Below are 15,136 nucleotides of genomic sequence, written 5' to 3'. Positions count from 1 at the left end.
ACGGTGAACGAGCACGCGTAGTCTGCGATAATCACAGCCTGACCAGCCTATCTCAGCGATGCGAACCTTCCAAGATGGAACTCCGTGACCAAAGGGTGGTCTTGCCTACATTGGCGCCGTTTCATGGACGTGGTTGACTACCCGATTCAGCTTGGCCGTAAGATGTTGACGGAGCCTGAAATTGGAGGGAGTGGTAAGTGGAACCGGATGTACTTTTTCGGGTTGTCGACGTTGCCGGCGTCATCGCCTATGGAGTCATCGGGGCTAGTTTTGCTCGCGCGCTCAATTACGACATCATCGGCTACATGGTGTTGGGAGTCCTCACCGCGCTTGGCGGAGGGATGATCCGTGACAGTCTACTTGGCATCGGTTTTCCCGTTGCCCTCACCGATCCGTGGTACCTGTCGGGCGCTCTAGGGGCCTCACTATTTGCCTACCTTATTCCCATGGATGGGCCGTGGGCCAGGCGCGGACTACTGTTGGCAGACGTGCTGGCGCTCGGGTGCTGGTCGGCAACGGGCGCATCGAAGGGGCTGGCTGCCGGATTGGCACCGATTCCTTCCATGTTTCTCGGCGTTATTACGGCGACGGCCGGCGGCATGCTTCGCGACGTCGTCATCGGCAGGCGGCCCGCAATATTTGGTTCTAATCCGATGTATGCGACCTTCGCAATTATTGCCTCCGCCATTATGGTCATTTTCCAGCGGAACGGGATGTACGAACGAGGAATGGCGCTGTCGATTCTTGTGTGCCTAGTTTTTGGGCTTGCAGCACAGAAGTTCCATTGGGTGCTTCCTTCTCGGCCAGTCAACATTATCGAGACGTCGACTCGCCAGTTGAAGGAGCAAGGCCGCCGGATGCGCACGAACGTCAAGCGCACGCGCAGCCAGCGAGCGAATCGGGAGAAGCGTAGGAAGCGCCGCGGCCTCGACAAGTAGGTAGCAGCAAATAGTTTTCCACAATCTACCAACCGTCAGTTTCCATATAACGACGTCGATTCTTCGGCATACGCACCCCGTTTCGTAGCACTGTGGAGATATGAAGAAACAAGGTTTTGTATTCGCACTGTTGGCACTTGGCGGGGCTGGGCTCGTGGCACTTCCGGCGCACACTAGTTCCGAGCTACCGCTCGCACCTTGGCAGGACGTTTCGATAAACATCGACTCAGATAGAGCCGCATCGGTCGAATACTCGTGGCCTTCGGGAACCGAAGTGCCAGTTCTTCGCCCGTTTGCGATGGGGCCGGCAAACTGGAATGCAGGCCATCGAGGTGTTGATTTGGCGCTGGCGAAGGAACAACCGGTGTATGCAGCGGCTGAGGGCACGGTGATCTACGCAGGCATGCTCAATGATCGCGAGCTCGTCTCTATCAAGCACGCCGATGGAATCCGCACAACGTACGAGCCGATCACCCCTGCGGTGGGGCGCGGAGAAAGAGTGGACGCTGGCCAAATTATTGGGCATGTGGATGGCGCTCATTGCTTTCCGTCCGCTTGCCTGCATTGGGGTGCAAAACGTGGGCAAGATGGATATCTCGATCCGCTGTCATTGCTCACTAAGGTACCCATTCGGCTCTACGAATAGTTTTGCTCCGAACATCTTGATGGCTCCTGAGATCGGGCGCATTCACACGGATCTAGGCCCGCGGGTGGGCTTGGCCAAAGGCGGCACGTAGCCGTTCGGCACTGACGTGGGTGTAGCGCTGTGTTGTGCCCAGCGAGGAATGCCCGAGGACCTCTTGGACGCTACGTAAATCAGATCCACCATCGAGAAGGTGGGTTGCTGCCGAGTGGCGCAGGGCATGGGGGCTTATTTGGGGCAGGTCCGCGAGCGCGGTGATCCGGTTGAGTACTGTACGCACCATGCGCGGGTTAATTCGCTTGCCTGCCGCGCCAAGAAAAACCGCCTCCCTGTCAGCGCGCACGAATTCTTGGCGTACGGTTAACCACTCCATGATTGCTTCTCGTGCCGGGCGGCCGTAGGGAACAATGCGTTCTTTGTTTCCTTTTCCAAACACTTTCAGGGTGGAATCTGGCCGTAAGCTGGTGACGTTCAGGCCAACGAGTTCGCTGACTCGGATGCCTGATGCGTAGAGAAGTTCTAACATGGCCCAGTCGCGCACGGCAAGCCCACCTTCTTCGCGGGCACGGTGTTCTGCCACGTCGAGCAGTTTCTTGGCTTGTTCGACGCTGAGAACTTGAGGCAACTCGTTATCTGGCCGCGGTGATTTGAGTCTTCGCCCCGTATCGTGTTCTGTGATGTCGTTATCGTGTAACCATGCCGTAAAGTTTCGCACCGCAGCGCTATGGCGTGCCATGGAGGCTCGCGAATGCTCCGAGTGGGAGGCAAGCCATGAACGCAGATCGGTGATGTCCAGATGCTTGAGCGAACCCGCCACGTCGTCGGAATACTGTTCCAAGAAGCTCATTAAAGAGCGTGCTTCGCGCACATAGGCGGTCACGGTATGTTCAGATAGCCCGCGGCGCACGGCGAGTTCGCGCTCGTAGTGGGCAAGGATCTGATCGATACTCATATAAGAACCCTAAACCATCGAATGGCTAGTCAGAGTGTGCGGCTAGAGTTTCCGTATCCACCGGCCAGATCGTTCTTCAACACGGCCATCGAGCACGAGCTGCCCCAGCGCGGCCAGGGTTTCCGTCATGGAGAGCCCCGATACGTTCGCGATTGATCGCGTGTCGGCCGTTTGGCGGATCGGTACGGCATCGAATGTTCGCGCCGTGCGCGGGTCGTAGTTGTCTTGTGTGCCGAAGGAGAAGAAATCTGGTTCCAAACTTTGTTGGACGTGGATTGGTCCGATAAGTTCGCGCAGGTGTTCCACGCTGGCGATCGCGGTTGCACCGTTACGCAGAAGGTCGATACATCCGCGCGAGTGTATAGCATCGATAGCACCTGGCACAGCGCCGACATCACGCCCAATTTTCATCGCGTGCCGGGCAGTAGATAAAGCTCCGGAACGTACCGGGGCTTCCACAACGAGCGTCGCACTTCCGAGCGCAGCGATGATCCGGTTGCGGGCCAAAAATCTAAATCGCTGGGGCGCGGCACCTAAGGGTGATTCCGACACGATGGCGCCTCCCCCGTCAAGAACTTGCCGGAAGAGGTGCTCGTGCGAACGCGGGTAGACCCGGTCGGCTCCCCCAGCGCTCACAATAATCGTTGGCTGGCCTGCAAGAATCGCCCCGCTATGCGCGGCCGCATCAATGCCAAACGCGCCACCTGATACCACCGTTACGCTCTCGGATATTTCGCATGCAAAATCCCGTGCTGTTCGCACCCCTGCCGACGAGGCGGCACGCGATCCGACTATCGCAACGGCCTGCCGAGCTGTTAAAACTTCCGGGTTTCCTTTCACCCACAACACCGGCGGAGTTTCTGGCCCGAGATCGTTGAGCTGCTGGGGCCAAGTACTATCGCCCGGCATGATCACGCTCATTCCGATGGCCGCGAGGGCCGTCATCTTGAATTGCTCATTTCCATCCAGGCGAATTCGCCAACGCTGGGCCGCCTTATTCTCGCTGGGGCTCAGTCCATGACCAGTTCGTACCGCTTCAAGAGCTTGAACTGCACCGAGGCGCTCAATGAGCTCGTACGCTACCGTGTCAGCTCCCTCGATGATTCGTGACCACTCAATTCTTGCAAGGCGCTCATTCATGTCACCGCACCGCCCCGGAGTGCAAATGCGAAGGCTAGATCCTCATCCGATGGGTGATCGTGCCCAGCAAGATCTGCTAGGGACCATCCAACGCGCAAGATACGGTCGAAACCGCGTAGGCTGAGATCCCCTCGCGCGATCGCGTTTTCAAACGCTTTCGTGGCGTTATCCGATAGCGGGGTGTTCGCCCGTAACCACCTGCCCGGAATCTGTGCGTTGTTATCGGCACCCGTTTCAGCCAAGCGGTGCACCTGGCGTTCACGTGCAGCGCTCACCCGATCGAAAACCACCGCACTTTCAATCGTTGTCCCGCGCCTGAGATCCGCTTTCGACGGGCGGCGCAACACGGTGTGAATGTCGATGCGGTCACGCACCGGGCCACCGAGTGAGGATTGATACATGCGATTATCGCGCGAGCTGCACATACACCGTGACGGCCAGTCGAGAATGTTTCCACACCGGCATGGATTGGCCGCAGCAATAAGCTGGAATTGTGCGGGGAATCGAACCACAGCTTTGGATCTTGCAAGTTCGATAACACCGGATTCCATCGGCTCACGCAGGGTCTGTATCACCCGCGGTGCAAACTCTGGAAATTCATCGCAAAATAGAACGCCACGATGAGCCATAGTGATAGCTCCAGGCCGAGGGATCCCGGACCCGCCTCCCACCATCGCCGCAGCAGAAGCGGTGTGATGGGGCGCCGCAAACGGGGGCCGAGTGGGCAGTGTTGCCAGCCGTTTGCCTACAAGAGAAGATATTGCAGCAACTTCCATCGCGGCGCTTTGCGTAAGTTCGGGCAAAATTCCCGGCATGCGTTGCGCCAGCATTGACTTACCAATCCCCGGCGCACCAACCATCAACATGTGATGCCCGCCCGCAGCCGCTACTTCAAGGCCGGCGATCGCCTCCTCCTGCCCGTAAATATCCGCCAAATCGCCCGGTTCAGGCTCCGGCCGAACGTGCTCGTCATGTTCATGACGTTTAGCCAACGTGTACGAACATTCCACGCCGCACATCTGTGCCACCTGCCCCAAGTGTTCAACCGCGATTACCCGCACGCCCTCGACCAGTTTCCCTTCCGCCTCGTTCGCAAGCGGAACGATCGCACTGTGAATTCCTCGTTCGCGGGCAGCCATCAAGGCCGGCAAGATCCCACGCACTGGACGAACTGAGCCATCCAGCCCGAGTTCTCCGATGACGACGGCCTCCCCCGGAGACCGAAATCCCATCGTGCCTAAAATTGCTACAGCGATCGCCAGATCGAAGCCGGTGCCCGACTTCGACACGTCAGCAGGCGAGAGATTCACCGTCAGTCGCCTATTTGGCCACGGCACAGAAATCGCGTGGAAGCCCGCTCGTAGGCGTTCGCGCGCTTCGTTGAGCGCCGTATCGGGCAAACCCACGATCGTTGAAGAGGGCAGCCCATTGAGTTGCACCGCCTCCACAACAATGGGAACAGCGGAGAGTCCGAGCAAACTCATTGTGTGCGCTCGCCCGACGATCCCTGCCACCGCGCGTGCCGACGCGCTCATGCGCTCACATCCTTGATATGAGTGATCGTGTGCAGGCCCGAACCGTCAACATCAACTGCGAGAACATCGACCGTGATTGATGCCGCGAAGCTTCCCCGCTGCACGAGCCAGCTAAGAAGTAGCCCTCGAAGGCGTTGGAGTTTTTCGTAGGTGACCGATTCTTCAGCCGATCCCGCAAAATGGGTGCGTCGAGTTTTTACTTCAACGGCAACAATCGAGTTACGTTCGGGATCGAAGCCTACGATGTCTAGCTCTCCACCACGGATTCGCCAGTTGCGCTCCAAGATCGCCCAGCCGGCGTTTTTCAAATGCTCCGCCGCAAGCGTTTCGCCCCACGATCCAAGTTCGTTTTTCGTCATCTGCTGTGTCATGAACACAGTTCATCAGGGATTCCCATGAGTCACGTTGGTTTTCCCTACCCGCTAGCGCCGGGCGCACGTTTGTCGGCATGTGGATAACGTTTTCATTCACGTACATCGATCATTCGAAGTCAAGTTCGCGCGTAATATCGGGCTTATTTAGCTCCTCAACGTTCACATCCTTGAACGTCACGATTCGCGCGCCGCGGATAAAGCGCGAAGCCCGAAACACGTCCCACACCCACGCATCAGTGATCGTGACTTCGAAAAAGACGTCTCCCGCAGCCGATGCGCGCACTTTCACGTCCACGTCGTTCGCCAAATAAAATCGGCGCTCGGTTTCCACCACGAAACGAAATAGGCCTACAACATCGCGATATTCACGGTAGAGCGCAAGCTCAGCATCGGTTTCGTAATCTTCTAATTCGCTCACCTTAGCCCCCTATGCCAGGCAATTTCCATGATCTGCGATGGTGCTCGCTCGCACCCAAAGTTTTCAGCCCCTCGATATGCGCAGCCGAGGAGTATCCCTTATTGCGTTCCCAATCGTAGCCCGGATAGTCCCTTGCGAGGTCGACCATCAACTCATCGCGCGCCACCTTCGCAAACACTGAGGCGGCTGCTACCACGGCGCTGGTCGCATCCGCTTTACGCTCGGTTCGCACCCGATAGGGCGGCAAGACCGGCCCCAATGGCAAGCCTTCACTCGTCCACCAATCATGGACGCCATCTAAAAGAATCCCGCCAATGGCATAGTCACCGAGCTGGTTCAAAGCGTTCGCGGCAGCAACCCTCAGCGCTCCGATCACGCCCCATTGGTCGACGACGTCGGGCCCGGCGTGGCCTACCGCTGCGGCATCTACCCAGCGTGTCAAAGCTTCTATCGCGGTTGTCCGCGCGTTCGGGCTCATCAATTTTGAGTCCCGCAATCCCGGCGGAAACCCATCCGACGTCGTCGCCGATATCAGTGCTATCCCAACGGAAACCGGACCTGCAAGCGCTCCGCGGCCAACTTCATCAACTCCTGCAAGATACACCGGTTCATCGCACTCAAAACTAGCGAGTAGTTCCCGCTCCAGCGTGCGGCTCGGTATGATCATCGCGGGCTGTCGGGAACGTTTTCGAACACGTGGGTTGCGGAAGGTATCGTGCCAAAACGATCGAGCGGATAAATGGTCAGCCACGCCCGTCCCTCGATATTAGACATCGGGACGAAGCCAAAGCCTGTCGCGTGCTGGTGGAAGCGCGCATCTTTTGACCTGCTTCGGTTATCGCCGAGCAGCCACACGTGCCCCTCCGGTACGGTGACGTTAAAAGGCAAATCGGAAGCAGTCACACCGGGCTTCAGATATGTCTCGCGAATTGGTTCACCGTTGACCGTGATTAGACCGTCCTCATTGCAACACATCACGTGGTCACCTGGCATACCGATAATACGTTTCACCAGATGATCACCCACGTTTTGCGGCACCAAACCAACGGCTTCGCCAACATCTATCAAAAATTGTTGCCAGCCGGGGCGGTCGGGATCGGGCGCGCCGTTCAACCAGTCACCCGGATCAACGAAGACGACCACATCGCCGCGGTTAAGATCATCTTCATCATCAGCAAGCTTGTTCACCAAAATACGATCGCCGGGAATCAGCGTGTCCTCCATCGACTCCGATGGAATAGCGAAAGCTTGCGCGAAAAACGTTTTGATGATGACGGAAATAAGGAGTGCAACCGCGATGATCGTGACAAAGTCCAATGCGAGCGAACCGAGTTTCGGCCCCATCTTTTCAGGCTGTTGAGCTGTATCTCTCTGGACGTCCGAGGTTCCGGTGTCAACGTTTTCAGGCGGGAACGACGGCGGCATCTGCCCACCTTCGCTCCGATCCATTTTGCCTCCTGAAAGCTACCGCAAGAAATTCTATCCCACGGTATCCCAAAGGAGAGGTGGCCACGATTACGTTTGCGTCACATTCACGATTTCTTCCAGTATCCCATAAAGGAGATCTGCGACTTGTCACATCCGTCGTCGTTAACGAGACGCCTACGCAGGGCTCGGACGACTTCCGATTCGCCCGCAATCCAAAAATACTCGCAGGCGGTCACTTCTTCGGGGGTTTCCCACATCAATTCGCCCTTGAAAGGAACGGCGTCGTCGCTAAGCCGAATAATCTGCAAATCCCGGAGATGGTAGGCCAAAATCGGCAAGAGAATCACCGCGCCGATCATGGGCGGCCAGATGCGATCCCAAGTTGTGCCATTGAGCGAACCGTTGAGCAACCTCGTTGCCGTACCCAGATCCCAGGCGGCGGCTCGCGAAAGAACACAGGTCACCACCGACCCTAAGATCGCGCTGATTCCTATCCCAACCAGGATGAGCCGGGTGCCAGCGAATTGCCCCTTGCGCAAAGAGAGCGCATAAATGCTGGCAGTAACAGAAAGCGAGCCAAACAGAGCAAACATGCTCACCTGGCTTTGCGGGAGTCGCAAAATAACAATTGCCACCACGCCGGCGGCCGCCGCGCCGGAAGAGATTCCGATGATATCTGGCGAGGCGAGCTGATTTCTGAGCAGGGTTTGGAAAGTTGCACCGGCAAAGCCGAAACAGATCCCGGCGACCAGCGAACTCATCGCGGCAGATGTGGCTGCGCCCGCTAAAGCAAGCTTCAATGGGGTAGCCCCGCCTCGACCAAGCGATCCAATGGCGTATACGAAGAGCGCGCTAAGCGTTGCTCCAATGATGGCCAGTACCATGATTGCACCGCTACTGGGGTAGAAACCGAAAAATCCTATTCCGATCACTGCACCCAGCGAGGCGACTGAGAGCACACCAAAATGCCAGGATCGGCATCTGTCCGCGCCACCAACCGCCGCACTCGGCAGGGGCTAAACGTTAGCTATGCAGTTGGCGACTGTGGTCGCCTCTTCTCTGCTCCCGCGACACTGGTGCCTACACCCCTGATTCTGCTCCCGCAACACCTCAACCATTCCCGCGATACATGATTTGCCAATAAAAGTATCGCCAGAGTGATCCACGTGTCGCCGCAGGGTGAGGGGCGACAGCGCGGGAAAGGCTGAGGTGTAAAATTTGGCACCGAAGGGAGGAACCTAGAAGTCGCATTGACCTTGACGAAGGGTCAGCCGCTTGAACCAGAATCCCCAGCCATTTTGGTTTGCTAGTTTAGGCGACAACCATTTGCTGTGAGAAAAAGCCGATTCACGGCCAAAACGTTTAAAGAAATCCCCAAACTCACAACAAATGGCTGGGTGTCAAAAATGGGCGGGCGGCTGAATCCTAGCCGCCCGCCCAAAAGTTGAGCAGTTATCGCAAAATCCCTGCGATTTAGATGCGCCGAATTAGGCTTCGCGCTTTTCGCGAATCTTAGCCGCCTTACCATGACGATCGCGAAGGTAGTAGAGCTTGGCGCGCCGCACGCGGCCACGGCTCACGATTTCAATGGAGTCAACATTTGGCGAATGCAGCGGGAACGTGCGTTCAACACCAACACCGAAGGACATCTTGCGAACGGTGAATGTGGCATTCACGCCTTGGCCGCCCTTGCGGTCTACGACAACGCCTTGGAATACCTGAATACGGCTGCGGTTGCCTTCAACGACGTTCACGTTGACCTTCACCGTGTCACCTGCACGAAACTCTGGGCGCTCCTTGAGCGAAGCTTCGTTGATCTTGTCGAGAATATTCATGTCTGATCTCTTCTCACCCTGCTCGCAGGTCAGAGTGCTTTCCGGGTGCTACCCGTTCGTTACTAACTTCTTGCTAGCGAGGCCGTTCCCCTGCGGCGGATCCGGCTCCCCAATGTGCAAGCTGTACTATTTTGGCACATCCACGGCGATCGCTAAAGTCACATCCGTGTTGGCCTGCTCACCCACCATGAATTCGCGCTCGCCTACGATCGAGAAACCAGCTCGCTTATATGCGCGTATAGCTCGTTTGTTGCCGATATTGGTTCCCAACCACACGTATGGCCTTTCAGCCGCATCCACCCTGCCTTTCACGGCTCGCGCGGCTGCATTCAACGTGTTCTGCATCAGCACATCAAAGAGCCCACTTCCGCGCCAGCGCGGTGCAATATACATTTTTGACAGGTAAATAAGAGGTCCCTTGCGCGGCTTTTGAAGTACCGCCTCCACGGGCGCTCCCTCGTGCACCTCGCCATCGCGCGGAATGATCGACAGCGAATACCCCACGATCTGTTCCCCAATTCGAGCAACGAGCACAATACAGTTCGGATCGGCAATAAAATCCGTAAAGTGCCGCTCGCTCACATTCCCCGCCACAAACTCGGCGATGTCCTCGTCTTTCATTCCCGGCGGGCACGCGTCAGGGAATAAGCGGGCGGCAAGCTCGGCCACCTGCGCGGCTTCCTCCGGTTTGGCTTCGTCTACGACGACGGCGAGCGCGCCGCTCTCCCCAAAAATCCAACCGAGCTCAGCCAGTTTGGCGCGATCCTTCTTGTTCAGCTGCGAGGGATCGAGCGCGGCGATCATGTCGGGCCTGCGAGTGGCTGTCAGTTCTAGCGCACGGTCGCGGCGCCACCTCGCCACCCTGCCGTGGTCTCCGGAAGTCAGCACCTGTGGCACTTCCAAGCCGCGGAATTCCGTTGGGCGGGTGTAGATCGGGTATTCCAGCAGCCCGTTTTCGCCATGCGACTCTTCGCGTAGCGAATCGGGGTTACCAACCATTCCCGGCACGAGGCGGGACACCGCTTCCACCAATGCTGTTGCGGCCACTTCTCCCCCGTTGAGAACGTAGTCGCCAAGCGAGTATTCGAAAACTTCGATACCCACTTGTCGGTAGTACTGCCCTACTCGGGCATCTATCCCTTCGTAGCGCCCGCAGGCGATGATGAGGTGGTCGGCGTCCGCAAGATCCCAACAGTCGTCTTGGGTGAGCTGCTGCCCGGCCGGGGTTGGGATAGCGAGTACCGTGCGCCGAGGTTCCACGGCAGTTCCGGGCGTTTCGCCATCGGCCGCGCCAAGTATGTCATCAATCGCTTCTGCCCACACGTCCGCTTTCATCACCATGCCCGCACCACCGCCACATGGCGTGTCATCCACTGTGCGGTGAGCGTCTGTAGTCCACTCGCGCAGGTCGTGAGCTTGAACGGCGATAAGGCCGCGTTCACGTGCCTTACCAACCAGTGAAAGATCCAAGACTGAAAAGAAATCGGGGAACACCGAGATGATGTCGAATCGCATTAGTTACGGTCCTTAATTTCACCGGTTTCTTCACTAATTACGAGCTCTTCCGGGGAGAACAGGCCGGGTGGTGCATCGATCACCACGCAGTTGTCCTCGAGGTCGACTTCCGTCACAATCTCCTTAACAAAGGGAACCCGCGTGAGCACCCCGTCCTGTTCGCGAACCACCAGAAGGTCATGGCCTGGGAGGTGTTCAATATCGGCGACGACGCCGAGCTCATAGCCGTCGGGGTCGAGTGCTTCAAGGCCTTTGAGCTCGTGTGGAAACCACGCATCCGGCTCAACCTCATCCTCGTCGGATTCGATGACGAGCTTGACCCCGCGCAGGGTTTCGGCCCCGGTACGATCGGAATATTCCTCAAATCGCACGTAGGTTGCGCCCTTGTATTCGCGGCGCGAAGCAACGGTGACCGGCCCCATCTCGGCAGGTTCTGTCTCGAGCATCGCCCCCGGTGCCAAGCGCGTTTCGGGGGTGTCGGTACGAAGGTCAAGTTTGACCTCGCCTTTCAGGCCTTGCGCCCGGCCAACAATTGCTACGGTGAGCTGCACGCTAATTCTCCCATTCGGTTTAAGAGCTGTGTGCTTAAACTATTGTGCCTAAAATATCGCAACGAGAAAGCGAAGGACCCGCCAGATGGCGGGTCCTTCAGATGTTTTATTACCGGTCGGTCTCGATCACGTCAACCCGCACCGACCCCTGTGTGGCCAGTGCGTTCATGACCGAACGCAACGCCTTGGCAGTGCGGCCATTGCGGCCAATCACTCGCCCGAGATCTTCGGGATTAACCCGGACCTCGAGAAGTTCACCGCGGCGATTGTTTCGCGAGGAAACTTCGACGTCGTCCGGGTTGTCCACGATTCCCCGAACCAGATGTTCCAAGGCTTCGCTTAGCATTAGGCTTCCTCAGCTTCCTCGGCTGACTCCGCAGGCGCTTCTTCGGCAGGCTCCTCGCCAGCCTCTTCAGCTTCTTCTGCCGCTGCGGCTTCGGCTTCAGCCTTGGCTGCTGCCTCTTCTTCTTCGCGCGCCTTGGCCTTTGCGGCACGGCGCTTTTCGGCGTCGTCCTGAACGGCCTTAACTGCCTCTTCACGCGCCTTTTCCTTGTCAACAACTTCGGGCACACGCAGGGTCGATTCACCCTCGAGGCCCTTGGCTGCCTGCCAATCGCCCGTGATCTTCAGCTGGGCAAGAACTGCTTCCGAAGGCTGTGCACCGACGGAGATCCAGTAGCGGGCGCGTTCGGAGTTGATGTCGATGACCGACGGATCGGTATTCGGATTGTAGTATCCGATTTCTTCGATAACGCGGCCATCGCGCTTCTTTTTTTGGTCGACGACGACGACGCGGTAGTGCGGCTCACGGATTTTACCGAAGCGCTTGAGACGAATTCTGACTGCCACTTTTGTGGTCACTCCTATGTTCTACTTTGTGGGTTCGGATCGCCGGCGTGGGAAATCATGCACCTGATCGTCACCCGTCACTGAGACGCAACCGAGTTGAGAGGGGCTCGCTTACGCCTGAGTACAGAGGATAATCATGCCAGATTTCCGATCAGAATGGCAGTGGGATTGGCCAAAACTGCGGTGGTAGTCATCACGAAATCACCGCCGAATCTTTCGGCTTACCCCAGCCAAACTTTGGCCTTGCAAAACATCGCTTTTCAACGGATTGAACTGTGATCAATTGCTCCGGCATGTCGCTCATCGTGCCCGTTAAATCCCTTTATTTTTCATCGATTGTGGAGACAATGGACTCATGTCGAACTCAGAGCAAACACCGAATCTCACGAAGTATGCGTGGCTGTCAATAGCGGTAGCGATCATAACTATCGCCTTGAAAGCCGGCGCATATTTCCTCACCGGATCGGTCTCGCTGCTCTCCGACGCCATGGAATCGGTCGTCAACCTCGTGGCGGCAGTCATCGCACTGATCGCGCTCACGCTCGCCGCCAAACCGGCGTCGTCGCGCTATACCTACGGGCGTACGAAAGCCGAATATTTCTCTGCTGCCGTGGAGGGCGCAATGATCTTCGGCGCGGCGGCGCTCATCATTTTTGCCGCAATCCAGCGCCTGCTCAACCCCGCGCCAGTCGAATCACTGGGAATCGGTATTCTCATCTCCGTCATAGCCGCGCTGATCAACGGCGCAGCCGGATACTACTTGGTGAAAGTCGGCCGCAAACACCGGTCTGTAACGCTAGAGGCAGATGGAAAACACCTGCTCACCGATCTGGTCACCTCAGCGGGGGTCGTCCTCGGTCTGATCCTCGTCATCCTCACCGGATGGCAACAACTGGATCCAATCATCGCAATCCTCGTGGCTCTCAATATTATCCGCATGGGAATCGAACTTTTACGCCAATCCGTTGCCGGCCTTCTCGACGTCACTCTCCCAAAGGAAGAAAACAAGCAGATCGTGGAGATCCTCCAAAGCCACTCACGCGAAGGGGCGATTTCCTTTCACGGCCTACAAACTCGCCAAGCCGGGCGCCACCGGTTTATCAACGTCGATCTGCAGGTGCCGGGCTCATGGTCGGTCAAAGACGGCCACGATCTCGCAATGATCGTTGAAGATGAAATTCAGGCTGCGCTCCCCGATTCCACGATCGTCACACACGTGGAACCGATCGAGGACGAAAGCTCCTATCTGGATATCCCCGTGGGCTACATTCCGCTAGAGCTCGACGACGAAGTCCGGTAGGGGCCAGCACACGCTATTTGAGGAACTTGGCAAGATCGTCCAAATTGACCTCGGGCTGGTCTTGAGCAGGCTGGCCAAAGGCTGAGCCCTTCGCGCCGGATTCGCGTTTGCGCTGGGCAGCGAGCTCTTGCTGACGCCTCTTCGCCGGATTGCCAGAACGCCCCTTCTTGCTTCCCGATCGGTTCTTCTTCCGCTTCGGCTGCTTCTTTGTATATCGCCCGCCACCACCGCCGGGCATCCCGGGAATGTTTGGCATGCCGGGCATTCCACCGCCGCGGCTTATTTTGGTCATGACCTTCTTGGCTTCTTCGAAACGATCAACCAGCTGGTTAACTTCAGTCACCGAGGTTCCTGAACCGTTGGCGATACGCATGCGGCGCGAGCCGTTCAAAATTTTCGTGTCAGCGCGCTCGGCCGGGGTCATCGACTTCACGATAGCTTCTTGCCGGTCTACCTCACGTTCGTCGAAGTTTTCGAGCGCCTCACGGAATTGCCCCATCCCCGGCAACATGCCCATGATCTTCTTCATGGAGCCCATCTTGCGGATCTGGTTGAGCTGCTCGAGGAAGTCATCGAGTGTAAACTCGCCGCCGACCATCTTTGAAGCCAGCTCATCCGCCTGCTGTTCCGACCAGGTCTTTTCTGCCTGTTCAATCAGCGTGAGGATATCGCCCATGTCGAGGATACGCGATGCCATGCGGTCCGGGTGGAACCGTTCAAACGCATCGAGTTTTTCACCGGTTGAGGCGAACAGGACGGGTTGGCCGGTCACGCCTCGTACTGACAGTGCAGCACCGCCGCGGGCGTCGCCGTCGAGCTTGGAGAGCACGACGCCAGTAAAGCCTACGCCGTCACGGAAAGCAACGGAGGTGTTCACCGCATCCTGACCAACCATCGCATCGAGCACGAACAGGATTTCGTCTGGGTTGACGGCGTCGCGAATATTGCGCGCCTGTTCCATCATTTCTTCGTCGACGCCGAGCCGCCCGGCGGTATCGACCACGACGACGTCGTAAGAGTTCTCTTTCGCGTGCGAAATCGAGGAGCGCGCCACCTCAACCGGATCGCCCACACCGTTACCCGGTTCGGGCGCCCACACATCCACCCCGGCCTGCTCGCCCACAACCTGCAGCTGCTGCACCGCGTTTGGACGCTGCAAATCAGAGGCAACCAACAAGGGCCGATGGCCGTTTTCACGCAGCCAGCGGCCGAGCTTACCGGCGAGGGTGGTCTTACCCGCACCCTGGAGACCAGCGAGCATGATGACAGTGGGAGGCTTGGCAGCCCAGTTGAGCTCACGCGCCTGGCCACCCAAAACCTCGATAAGCTCATCGTTAACGATTTTGACGACCTGCTGCGCCGGATTGAGGGCCTGAGAGGCAACCGCACCGACGGCCTTTTCTCGAACGGAAGCCGTGAACTGGCGAACAACCGGCAGTGCGACGTCGGCATCCAAAAGAGCACGCCGAATATCGCCGATGACAGCTTCGACGTCCTTTTCTGACAGGCGCCCAGCCTTGCGCAGGTTCCGAAGTGAACCGGTAATCCGATCTGACAACGAATTAAACATGTATGACCTCTAAAAGAAACGAACTGGCGCCAAGTCTACGCCATGCGCTGCCCTATCACAGGAGCGGCCGGAGTGGACCAGCGAGATA

At 57.5% G+C, this 15,136-nt stretch carries 17 protein-coding genes; 3 read left to right on the top strand and 14 right to left on the bottom strand.

Features of this window, described 5'->3' with window-relative positions:
• Positions 1–197 precede the first annotated feature (197 nt).
• On the top strand, positions 198–938 hold the full coding sequence (locus J2S70_RS07630) for a trimeric intracellular cation channel family protein (RefSeq protein ID WP_307683124.1): 741 nt from the start codon (positions 198–200) through the stop codon (positions 936–938).
• 100 nt (positions 939–1,038) lie between these two features.
• Positions 1,039–1,584, top strand: a complete 546-nt coding sequence (locus J2S70_RS07625) for a M23 family metallopeptidase (protein ID WP_307683123.1) — start codon at positions 1,039–1,041, stop codon at positions 1,582–1,584.
• A gap of 52 nt (positions 1,585–1,636) precedes the next feature.
• Here the strand turns inward: J2S70_RS07625 and J2S70_RS07620 are convergent, their stop codons facing one another.
• The 13 genes from J2S70_RS07620 to rpsP all read right to left on the bottom strand — a co-directional run bounded on the left by J2S70_RS07620 (position 1,637) and on the right by rpsP (position 12,178).
• Positions 1,637–2,533, bottom strand: a complete 897-nt coding sequence (locus J2S70_RS07620; RefSeq protein WP_307683122.1) for a tyrosine recombinase XerC — start codon at positions 2,531–2,533, stop codon at positions 1,637–1,639.
• A 42-nt stretch (positions 2,534–2,575) separates the two neighbouring features.
• Positions 2,576–3,673, bottom strand: a complete 1,098-nt coding sequence (gene dprA / locus J2S70_RS07615) for a DNA-processing protein DprA (protein WP_307683121.1) — start codon at positions 3,671–3,673, stop codon at positions 2,576–2,578.
• Positions 3,670–5,208, bottom strand: a complete 1,539-nt coding sequence (locus J2S70_RS07610; RefSeq protein ID WP_307683120.1) for a YifB family Mg chelatase-like AAA ATPase — start codon at positions 5,206–5,208, stop codon at positions 3,670–3,672. The genes dprA and J2S70_RS07610 overlap by 4 nt, the downstream gene beginning before the upstream one ends.
• Positions 5,205–5,579 (bottom strand): YraN family protein, encoded by a 375-nt coding sequence (locus J2S70_RS07605; protein WP_307683119.1) that lies wholly within the window; start codon positions 5,577–5,579, stop codon positions 5,205–5,207. Before J2S70_RS07605 ends, J2S70_RS07610 begins: the two co-directional genes overlap by 4 nt.
• Before the next feature lie 109 nt (positions 5,580–5,688).
• The gene (locus J2S70_RS07600) at positions 5,689–6,000 is read right to left on the bottom strand and encodes a DUF2469 domain-containing protein (RefSeq protein WP_307683118.1); all 312 of its coding nucleotides are present in this window, start codon (positions 5,998–6,000) and stop codon (positions 5,689–5,691) included.
• Position 6,001: 1 nt separating this feature from the next.
• Positions 6,002–6,667, bottom strand: coding sequence for a ribonuclease HII (locus J2S70_RS07595; protein ID WP_307683117.1), 666 nt, complete (start codon positions 6,665–6,667; stop codon positions 6,002–6,004).
• A complete protein-coding gene (gene lepB, locus J2S70_RS07590; protein ID WP_307683116.1) occupies positions 6,664–7,449 on the bottom strand; it encodes a signal peptidase I in 786 nt (261 codons plus the stop codon). Before lepB ends, J2S70_RS07595 begins: the two co-directional genes overlap by 4 nt.
• Before the next feature lie 83 nt (positions 7,450–7,532).
• Positions 7,533–8,360 (bottom strand): iron chelate uptake ABC transporter family permease subunit, encoded by an 828-nt coding sequence (locus J2S70_RS07585; protein ID WP_307683394.1) that lies wholly within the window; start codon positions 8,358–8,360, stop codon positions 7,533–7,535.
• Between the two features lie 555 nt (positions 8,361–8,915).
• Entirely contained in the window at positions 8,916–9,263 is a 348-nt protein-coding gene (gene rplS, locus J2S70_RS07580) for a 50S ribosomal protein L19 (RefSeq protein ID WP_307683115.1), read from the bottom strand.
• 126 nt (positions 9,264–9,389) lie between these two features.
• Positions 9,390–10,778, bottom strand: a complete 1,389-nt coding sequence (gene trmD / locus J2S70_RS07575) for a tRNA (guanosine(37)-N1)-methyltransferase TrmD (protein WP_307683114.1) — start codon at positions 10,776–10,778, stop codon at positions 9,390–9,392.
• Entirely contained in the window at positions 10,778–11,329 is a 552-nt protein-coding gene (gene rimM, locus J2S70_RS07570; protein WP_307683113.1) for a ribosome maturation factor RimM, read from the bottom strand. Before rimM ends, trmD begins: the two co-directional genes overlap by 1 nt.
• A 109-nt stretch (positions 11,330–11,438) precedes the next feature.
• Complete coding sequence (locus J2S70_RS07565) at positions 11,439–11,675, bottom strand: RNA-binding protein (protein WP_307683112.1); 237 nt, start codon at positions 11,673–11,675, stop codon at positions 11,439–11,441.
• Positions 11,675–12,178, bottom strand: coding sequence for a 30S ribosomal protein S16 (gene rpsP, locus J2S70_RS07560; RefSeq protein WP_307683111.1), 504 nt, complete (start codon positions 12,176–12,178; stop codon positions 11,675–11,677). Before rpsP ends, J2S70_RS07565 begins: the two co-directional genes overlap by 1 nt.
• A 355-nt stretch (positions 12,179–12,533) precedes the next feature.
• Between rpsP and J2S70_RS07555 the strand changes: the two genes are divergently transcribed.
• A complete protein-coding gene (locus J2S70_RS07555; RefSeq protein WP_307683110.1) occupies positions 12,534–13,478 on the top strand; it encodes a cation diffusion facilitator family transporter in 945 nt (314 codons plus the stop codon).
• Between the two features lie 13 nt (positions 13,479–13,491).
• Here the strand turns inward: J2S70_RS07555 and ffh are convergent, their stop codons facing one another.
• Positions 13,492–15,048 carry a signal recognition particle protein gene (gene ffh / locus J2S70_RS07550; protein ID WP_307683109.1) on the bottom strand — a complete coding sequence of 519 codons (1,557 nt, stop codon included), beginning with the start codon at positions 15,046–15,048 and terminating at the stop codon, positions 13,492–13,494.
• Positions 15,049–15,136 lie beyond the last annotated feature (88 nt).

It is taken from the genome of Trueperella bonasi (assembly GCF_030811535.1).
In the GTDB taxonomy this organism is placed as follows: Bacteria; Actinomycetota; Actinomycetes; order Actinomycetales; family Actinomycetaceae; genus Trueperella; species Trueperella bonasi.
Note: the sequence above shows the minus strand (reverse complement) of the source record. Positions and strands in the feature narration are given on the sequence as shown.